General features: G+C 71.1%; 10 protein-coding genes and 1 pseudogene. 3 read left to right on the forward strand and 8 right to left on the reverse strand.

The window, feature by feature from the left end; genetic code table 11:
- The first annotated feature begins 3 nt into the window (after window positions 1-3).
- Genes ACHBTE_RS12645 through hypE form a run of 3 tightly spaced genes read left to right on the forward strand, consistent with a single transcriptional unit; the run spans window position 4 to window position 2,487 of the window.
- Complete coding sequence (locus tag ACHBTE_RS12645; protein WP_003988167.1) at window positions 4-285, forward strand: HypC/HybG/HupF family hydrogenase formation chaperone; 282 nt, start codon at window positions 4-6, stop codon at window positions 283-285.
- Window positions 282-1,424 (forward strand): hydrogenase formation protein HypD, encoded by a 1,143-nt coding sequence (gene hypD / locus ACHBTE_RS12650; protein WP_394723820.1) that lies wholly within the window; start codon window positions 282-284, stop codon window positions 1,422-1,424. The genes ACHBTE_RS12645 and hypD overlap by 4 nt, the downstream gene beginning before the upstream one ends.
- Entirely contained in the window at window positions 1,417-2,487 is a 1,071-nt protein-coding gene (gene hypE / locus ACHBTE_RS12655) for a hydrogenase expression/formation protein HypE (RefSeq protein ID WP_394723821.1), read from the forward strand. Before hypD ends, hypE begins: the two co-directional genes overlap by 8 nt.
- A 50-nt stretch (window positions 2,488-2,537) precedes the next feature.
- On the opposite strand, the gene hypA is transcribed toward hypE, so the two are convergent.
- The 8 genes and pseudogenes from hypA to ACHBTE_RS12695 all read right to left on the reverse strand — a co-directional run.
- Window positions 2,538-2,888 (reverse strand): hydrogenase maturation nickel metallochaperone HypA, encoded by a 351-nt coding sequence (hypA, locus tag ACHBTE_RS12660; RefSeq protein WP_394723822.1) that lies wholly within the window; start codon window positions 2,886-2,888, stop codon window positions 2,538-2,540.
- A 7-nt stretch (window positions 2,889-2,895) separates the two neighbouring features.
- Window positions 2,896-3,045, reverse strand: coding sequence for a hypothetical protein (locus ACHBTE_RS12665; RefSeq protein WP_394723823.1), 150 nt, complete (start codon window positions 3,043-3,045; stop codon window positions 2,896-2,898).
- 73 nt (window positions 3,046-3,118) lie between these two features.
- Window positions 3,119-3,325: a hypothetical protein gene (locus tag ACHBTE_RS12670; RefSeq protein WP_394723824.1), complete on the reverse strand. Its 207-nt coding sequence runs from the start codon at window positions 3,323-3,325 to the stop codon at window positions 3,119-3,121.
- 41 nt (window positions 3,326-3,366) lie between these two features.
- Complete coding sequence (locus ACHBTE_RS12675) at window positions 3,367-3,963, reverse strand: DUF5947 family protein (RefSeq protein WP_394723825.1); 597 nt, start codon at window positions 3,961-3,963, stop codon at window positions 3,367-3,369.
- Window positions 3,960-4,523, reverse strand: a complete 564-nt coding sequence (locus ACHBTE_RS12680; protein ID WP_394723826.1) for a NifU family protein — start codon at window positions 4,521-4,523, stop codon at window positions 3,960-3,962. The genes ACHBTE_RS12675 and ACHBTE_RS12680 overlap by 4 nt, the downstream gene beginning before the upstream one ends.
- Entirely contained in the window at window positions 4,516-6,309 is a 1,794-nt protein-coding gene (locus ACHBTE_RS12685; protein ID WP_394723827.1) for a nickel-dependent hydrogenase large subunit, read from the reverse strand. Before ACHBTE_RS12685 ends, ACHBTE_RS12680 begins: the two co-directional genes overlap by 8 nt.
- Window positions 6,310-6,398: 89 nt before the next feature.
- On the reverse strand, window positions 6,399-7,487 hold the full coding sequence (locus tag ACHBTE_RS12690; protein WP_394723828.1) for a hydrogenase expression protein HypE: 1,089 nt from the start codon (window positions 7,485-7,487) through the stop codon (window positions 6,399-6,401).
- Window position 7,488: 1 nt separating this feature from the next.
- Window positions 7,489-7,912, reverse strand: a pseudogene (locus ACHBTE_RS12695) (hypothetical protein); the annotation flags it as partial.

The following is a 7,912-nucleotide window of genomic DNA, read 5'->3' on the forward strand; positions in this document are numbered from 1 at the left end:
CCCATGTGTTTGGCAGTGCCCGGCAAGGTCGTGGCCATCGAGGACGGCGCCGACCCGCTCACCGGGCTGATCGACTTCGGCGGAGTGCAGAAACAGGCGTGCCTGGAGTACGTCCCCGACGTACGGGTGGGTGAGTACGTCATCGTGCACGTCGGGTTCGCGCTGCAGCGGCTGGACGAGGAGTCGGCGCTCGCCTCGCTGAAGCTCTTCGAGGAACTGGGGCTGCTGGAGGAGGAGTTCGGGGACGCCTGGGAGCAGGCCGCGAAGGAGGCGGGTACGGCGTGAAGTACATCGACGAGTTCAACGACCCCGAGCTGGCCCGCAGGCTGCTGGACGAGATCCGCGCCACCGCCACCCGGCCGTGGGCCCTGATGGAGGTGTGCGGCGGGCAGACCCACTCGATCATCCGGCACGGCATCGACCAACTGCTGCCCGAGCAGGTGGAGTTGATCCACGGTCCGGGCTGCCCGGTGTGTGTCACTCCGCTGGAGGTCATCGACAAGGCGCTGGAGATCGCCGGGCGCCCCGGGGTGATCTTCTGTTCCTTCGGTGACATGCTCCGGGTGCCGGGCACGGACCGCGATCTCTTCCGGGTCAAGGGCGAGGGCGGCGACGTCCGCGTCGTCTACTCACCGCTGGACGCGCTGGAGCTGGCCCGCCGCAATCCGGACCGCGAGGTGGTGTTCTTCGCCATCGGCTTCGAGACGACCGCGCCCGCCAACGCGATGGCCGTGCACCAGGCCCGCCGCGAGGGCCTGGCCAACTTCAGTCTGCTGGTGTCCCATGTGCGGGTGCCCCCGGCCGTCGAGGCCATCATGACCGCCCCCAGCTGCCGGGTACAGGGATTCCTGGCCGCCGGGCACGTGTGCAGCGTGATGGGCACGGCCGAGTACCCGGAGCTCGCCGAGCGGTTCGGGGTGCCGATGGTGGTGACCGGGTTCGAGCCGCTGGACATCCTGGAGGGCATCCGCCTGGCGGTCCGTCAGCTGGAGCGCGGTGAGCACCGGGTGGAGAACGCCTACCCGCGTGCCGTGCGCGAGGAGGGCAACCCGGCCGCGGTGCGCATGATCGAGGAGGTCTTCGAGGTCACCGACCGCAACTGGCGTGGCATCGGGCCCATCCCCAGGAGCGGCTGGCGGCTGACGGACGCCTTCCGCGCGTACGACGCCGAGCACCGTTTCGACGTCAGCGGCATCCGTACCGAGGAGCCCGCCGAGTGCCGCAGCGGTGAGGTGCTCCAGGGGCTGATCAAGCCGACCGAGTGTGCCGCGTTCGGCACCACCTGCACTCCGCGCACGCCGCTCGGCGCCACCATGGTCTCCAGCGAGGGCGCCTGCGCGGCCTACTACCTGTACCGCCGGATGAGCGCCCCGACGCCGCAGGCCGGCCGGGCCGCGCGCGAGGAGATGAACCCCGTTGGCTGAACGACTCGCCGAAGTGGTGGACCCGGCCGGCTGGACCTGCCCCGCTCCCCTGCGCGACCAGCCGGTCGTGGTGATGGGGCACGGCGGCGGAGGGGCGCTGTCGGCGGAGCTGATGGAGCAGGTCTTCGCCCCCGCCTACGGCAACGGCACGCTCGCCGCGCTCACCGACTCCGCCGTCCTCGAACTGGGGGGCGCCCGGCTGGCGTTCTCCACCGACTCCTATGTGGTCAGGCCGCTGTTCTTCCCCGGTGGCTGTCTCGGCGACCTCGCGGTCAACGGCACGGTCAACGACCTGGCGATGAGCGGCGCCCGGCCCGCGTACCTCTCCGCCGCCTTCGTGCTGGAGGAAGGCGTGGCGCTGACCGTGGTCGACCGGATCGCGCGTGCCATGGGCGCGGCGGCCGGGGCCGCCGGGGTCACCATCGCGACGGGTGACACCAAGGTGGTGGAGTCCGGGCACGGCGACGGTGTGTACGTCACCACCGCCGGGGTGGGGCTCGTGCCGGACGGGGTGGACATCCGGCCCCAGCGGGCCCGGCCCGGGGACGCCGTGATCGTCAGCGGGCCGATCGGTCTGCACGGGGTGGCGATCATGAGCGTCCGGGAGGGGCTGGAGTTCGGGGTGGAGGTCGCCAGCGACACGGCGCCGCTGGCGGATCTGGTGGCGGCGATGCTGGCCGTCACGCCGGACATCCATGTGCTGCGGGACCCCACCCGGGGCGGCCTGGCGGCGTCGCTCAACGAGATCGCCCGTGCCTCCGGGACCGGCGTGCGGCTCCGGGAGCGGGCCGTCCCGGTGCCGGACGCGGTTGCAGGCGCGTGTGGATTCCTGGGGCTCGACCCGCTCTATGTGGCCAACGAGGGGCGGCTGGTCGCCTTCGTGCCGCCGTCGGCCGCCGAGGAGGTGCTCGCGGCGATGCGTGCCCATCCGCAGGGCTCCGGGGCCACGTTGATCGGCGAGTGTGTCGCCGACCATCCCGGCATGGTCGTGGTCGCCACCGGCCTCGGCGGCACCAGGGTGGTGGATCTGCCGCTCGGCGAGCAGCTGCCGCGTATCTGCTGACGGGCGGACGAAGGCCCCGCCGGTGCGTGCGCCGGCGGGGCCTCGTCGCGTCAGACGGCGGCCGGTTCGACCCCGGTGATCTCCAGTTCCCGGCCGCTGCGCAGCTCGGTGGAGGGACGGTCGCAGCGCGGGCACCAGAAGAACGGCGGCATGCCCACCGCGAACTCCTCGGCGCACGGCTCGCACCAGGCCCGTGCGGTCACCTGCTCGACCACGAGGCGGGCGGCGGCGAGAGCGGTGCCGTCGCGGGCCACCTCGAAGGCGAAGTCCAGGGCGTCGGGGACGACCCCGGCCAGTTCGCCGACGCGGACGGTCACCGCGGACACGGTGCCCGTCCCGTCGGCGCGGGCCAGCTCGCCGGCCCGTTCGATGATCGCGGTCGCGATCGACAGTTCGTGCACGGCCGGCTCACGGGTAGCGGTGGCCGGCGCGGAAGCCGCCGGCCATCCGCCAGATCCGCATCTCGCGCCTGATGCTGGGCAGTTCCCAGACCAGCAGCGCGAGCGCGGCGGCACCCATCAGGGCAGCCTGTGCCTTCAGCACCCGCTGTCCGTTCATTCCGGCTCCGCGGCTCGCGGTCGCGGAGGTTCGTGCTAGTTGGACGTTCATCGCGGCGACTCCCAGCTGTCTTTCATCCCGGCGAGATGTTCGGCATGGACTCCACGAGGGCGTCGTGCCGCTTCCAGTGGATCCCGGTGGAACGGCGGGCGTCCGAGGTGCCGTCCGCGTGGTGACCGGTCTGATCCTTGTACCGGCCATGGTTGCCCTGGTGCATCCCGGACACATGGCTGGAGGTGTCGGGCCTGGCCTGCGCCTTGCCGACTCTGATGGTGCCCATGAGTGATCTCCTTCCTGTCCTCCGCCGGGCGGAGGACACGCTCACGGCCGCTCGGTGAGCTCCGCGAAGAACTGTTCGACGGCCGGCCAGACCTGGCCGCCGCCGGACAGGCCGCGCCATTCCCGGCGTACGACGGCGACCATGCGGTAGCAGTCGTCGACCGGGACGATCCAGTGGTGGTCGAGTCCGTGGACGGTGTTCACCAGCAGTGCCTCCACCTCGGGTTCCACGGTGGCGAGCTGCGGACACGTCCCGGCCAGCCGCTGCCAGGCCGTCGCGTCCACCTCCCACCGCATGGCGCCCGCCGGGCTCGGCCCCTGAGCGGTGACCGTGCCGTCCGTCCGGGGCACGAAGAAGACCAGGCCGACGGGCACGCCCAGGACGGCCGTGTCGACCTTCGGCAGGCGCACCCGGCGCCGGGGCACGAGCCGGTACTGGCCGTCGCCCGCCCCGCCCCGGTCGAACAGCACCGAGCAGGGGCCGCAGACGCAGCGCACCTCCTCCTGACCGGTGTCGTACAGATGGGGGTGCTCTTCGGGGACCGGCGCGGCGCACAGGTCGCACACCTCCGTGTCCGCCGCCGGCGCGGGGTCGGCGGCGGAACGGATGAGGCGGGCCAGCGCGCCGTCCGTGGTCATGGTGCGCCCCGGTGCGTGAGCGTGGTCAACGGGACGAACGCCGGTGCCTGCCGCCGGTCGGAGGCGGCCGGCAGGGGTTCGACGGCCGTGAGTTCCGGAGCGGCGGCCAGCACCGCCTCCCGGACGGCGTCGGTGACCTCGACCGCCCCGGTGCCGCAGCCCGAGCCGCAGCCGCCGCCCGCGCTCAGCCGCACCCGGGCCACCTGGCCCTCGACGCCCGCCCACTCCACGTCGCCGCCACGTTCGCGTACGGCGGGGCGCAGCCGCTCGACCGCGCGGGCCGCCCGCCGCTCGGCGGGCTCGGGGTGGATGTCGTGCAGGACCAGCAGATGGCCGAGCAGCTCGTCGTCGGCCAGGCGTGCGGCGAGCTGTTCGTCCGCGAGGTCGAGGACGCGGGCGAGCGCCTCGCCGTAGACCTCGGTGAGCAGCCGTACCGCCTCGGTCGCGGGGCGGGTGGTGGGGCCGGGGGTGGACTGCAGGCTCTCCAGTACGTCGTCGAGCCGGGCGAGCCGGGCCTCCACGTCCGGGTCGGCCAGCCGGGCCGCGCCGGGCTCAGCCATGGTTGGCCCCGTAGGTCGGCGAGTGCAGCGTGGTGAGTGTCTTGCCCTTGCCGACGTACATGTGGACACCGCAGGGCAGACAGGGGTCGAAGCTGCGGACGGTGCGCATGATGTCGACGCCCTTGAAGTCGTCGGGGCCGTTCTCCTCGAAGATCGGCTGTCCCTGGACGGCGTCCTCGTACGGGCCTGGGGTGCCGTACATGTCGCGGGGGCTGGCGTTCCACGGGGTGGGCGGGTACGGGTGGTAGTTGGCGATCTTCTTGTCCTTGATCACCAGGTGGTGGGAGAGGACGCCGCGCACGGCCTCGTGGAAGCCGCAGCCGATCGCCTCGTCGGGCACCTCGTAGTTCTCGAAGACCTTGGTTTCGCCGGCGCGGACCAGGCCCATGGCCTCCTCCAGGAACTGGAGGGACATGGCGGCGGCGTAGGCGACGAAGTAGGGGCGGGCGCGGTCCCGTTCGATGGTGTTGCTCCACTGCGGGATGCGCCATTCCAGGGTGGTCTCCGGCAGGCTCTCGCCCTTGGGCAGCGAGATGCGGACGCTGTTGCCGGTGGCCTTGACGTACGGGGTGTCGACGATGCCGCTGAGCGCGGTGGTCCACAGCCGGGCCAGCGGGCCGCCGCCGGTGTCCAGGGCGAGGTGGTCGCCGGTGCGCGGGTCGAGCCAGCGCGGGCTCATCACCCAGCTGTACTTGTCGTCGAAGTTCCGCTTCTGCGGGACCGGGACGGTCGTCTGGTTCCACGGGTGCCGCATGTCGACGGGGTTGCCGAGCGGGTCGTGGGTGACGAAGGGGTCCTCGTTCACCCAGTCCTCGTAGAACGAGCTGCCCAGCATGATGCGCAGGCCGAGGTTGATGTCGACGAGGTTGTTGGTGACCAGTTCGCCGTCGACCACGATGCCCGGGGTGACGTACATCGCCTTGCCCCAGGTGTTCATCGACTCGTAGCGGTAGTCGACGACCTTGGGGTCCTGGAAGGCGCCCCAGCAGCCCAGCAGGACGCGCCGGCGGCCGACCTCCTCGTAGCCGGGCAGGGCCTCGTAGAAGAAGTCGAAGACGTCGTCGTTGAGGGCGACGGCCTTCTTGATGAAGTCGATGATCCGCATGAGCCGGCTGAGGTAGTCGGTGAACGCGGTGGGCTGCGGCATCGTGCCCACGCCGCCCGGGTACAGCGTGGAGGGGTGGACGTGCCGGCCCTCCATCAGGCAGAACATCTCCCGGGTGACCCGGCTGACCTTCAGGGCCTCCTTGTAGATCTCGCCCTCGAAGGGGTTGAAGGCCCGCATGATGTCGGCGATCGTCCGGTAGCCGTGGATCTCGCCGCGGGGTGCCTCGGTGCGTTCGGCGCGGGCCAGCACACCGGGGTTGGTGGCCTTGACCATCGCCTCGCAGAAGTCCACGAAGACCAGGTTGTCCTGGAAGATCGTGTGGTCGAACATGTACTCGGCCGCTTCGCCGAGGTTGACGATGTGCTCGGCGAGCAGCGGCGGCTTGACCCCGTACGCCATCTGCTGGGCGTAGTCGGAGCAGGTGGTGTGGTTGTCGCCGCAGATCCCGCAGATGCGGGAGGTGATGAACCCGGCGTCGCGCGGGTCCTTGCCCTTCATGAACACCGAGTAGCCGCGGAACAGCGACGAGGTGCTGTGGCACTCCACGACTTCCCGGTTGGCGAAGTCGATCTTCGTGTAGATGCCCAGGTTGCCGATGATCCGGGTGATCGGATCCCAGGACATGTCCACGAGCTGTGGTGGTTTGCGCTCCGTGGGCCGGGCCTCGGTGGTCGTCATCTGCGGTACTGCCCCTCGCTGTAGGTGTTTCGTGGGTGAGGTGGGAGTGGGGTGGGGTGGGGTGGGCGGGCGTGGCTCGGCGCGCGGCGTCAGGGGCGCCAGTGCGGGTCGTAGCCGCTGGTCAGCTTGCGCTTGTTGTGGCGCCACCTGGGCTCGTGGTTGACCAGTTCGTTCGTCATGCCGCGCAGGCGGCGGATGACGGCCCCGTACGGCTTGATGGCGAGCGACGACAGGGTGCCGCCGGGCGGCTCGTCCATGAACGGCATGAAGGCGTCCGGGAAGCCGGGCATGGTGCAGCCGATGCAGATGCCGCCGACGTTGGGGCAGCCGCCGATGCCGGCCATCCAGCCCCGCTTGGGCACGTTGCAGTTGACGACGGGGCCCCAACAGCCGGTCTTGACCAGGCACTTGGGCGAGTTGTAGTCCTTCGCGAAGCTCGCCTGCTCGTAGTACGAGCCGCGATCGCAGCCCTCGTGGACGGTCTTGCCGAAGAGCCACTGCGGACGCAGCATGTGGTCCAGCGGCGGCGGGGGCGCGGAACCGGCCGCGTGATAGAGGACCCAGACCAGGGTCTCCATGAAGTTCTCGGGCTGGATCGGACAGCCGGGCACGTTCACCACCGGCAGTCCGCCCTGCGAGCGGTAGTCCCAGCCGAGGTAGTCCGCGAGGCCCATGCAGCCGGTCGGGTTGCCGGCCATCGCGTGGATGCCGCCGAAGGTGGCGCAGGTGCCGGCGGCGACCACCGCCCATGCCTTCGGGGCGAGTTGGTCGATCCACCAGTTCAGGGTCTGCGGCTCACCGGTCTCCGGGTCATTGCCGAAGGACGTCCAGTAGCCGTCGCCCTTGATGATGTTCTGGTTGGGGATCGAACCCTCGATCACGAGGATGAACGGTGCCAGGTCGCCCCGGGCCGCCGCCCGGTAGGGGGCGAGGAAGTCCTCGCCGCCGAGGCTCGGTGACAGCACCTTGTTGACCAGGTTCACCTTCGGCAGGCCGGGGATGAGGCCGAGCACGAGGTCCTCGATGGAGGGCTGGTCGGCGGCGGTCAGTGAGACCGTGTCGCCGTCGCAGCTCATGCCCTCGGAGATCCAGAGGATATGGAGCTCCTCGATGCCCTGCCGGTCCTCGGCGCGACTCGGTTCGCCGCTGACCTCGGTGGTGCTGCTGTGCGTCGTCATGTCATCGGCCTTTGCTGCGGGGGGTTTCGGACGGGGCGGACTCCGGGGCGGACTCGAGCGGTTCCTTCGGTTCGAGCGGTTCGAGCTCGTCGGGCCGGAAGTAGTGGAAGCGTCCGTACCAGGTGTGCAGTTCGGACGCGGGATCGTCGTCGAGGGTGACGGCGAGGTGCACGCTGTCGTCCACGTCGTGGAAGACGGCCGCGACCTCGGCGGTCCGCCCGGCCAGGAACATGTCCTGGGCGTCGGCGTTGCGTCGCGGGCGAAGCCGTACCCGGCTGCCGCCGCCGACGCTCACGCCGTCGACGAGCACCGTGTCGGTGGACGGGGCGAGCCCGTCGTCGGCGCCCTCCTGCCACCAGGAGGGGCGGTCGGGTGCGGCGGGCGGGGGTGCCGGGGCGGTGCCCCGGGTGACAGGGGCGGTGTCC

Origin of the sequence: Streptomyces sp. M41, from assembly GCF_043673425.1 — a bacterium.
Classification (GTDB): domain Bacteria; phylum Actinomycetota; class Actinomycetes; order Streptomycetales; family Streptomycetaceae; genus Streptomyces.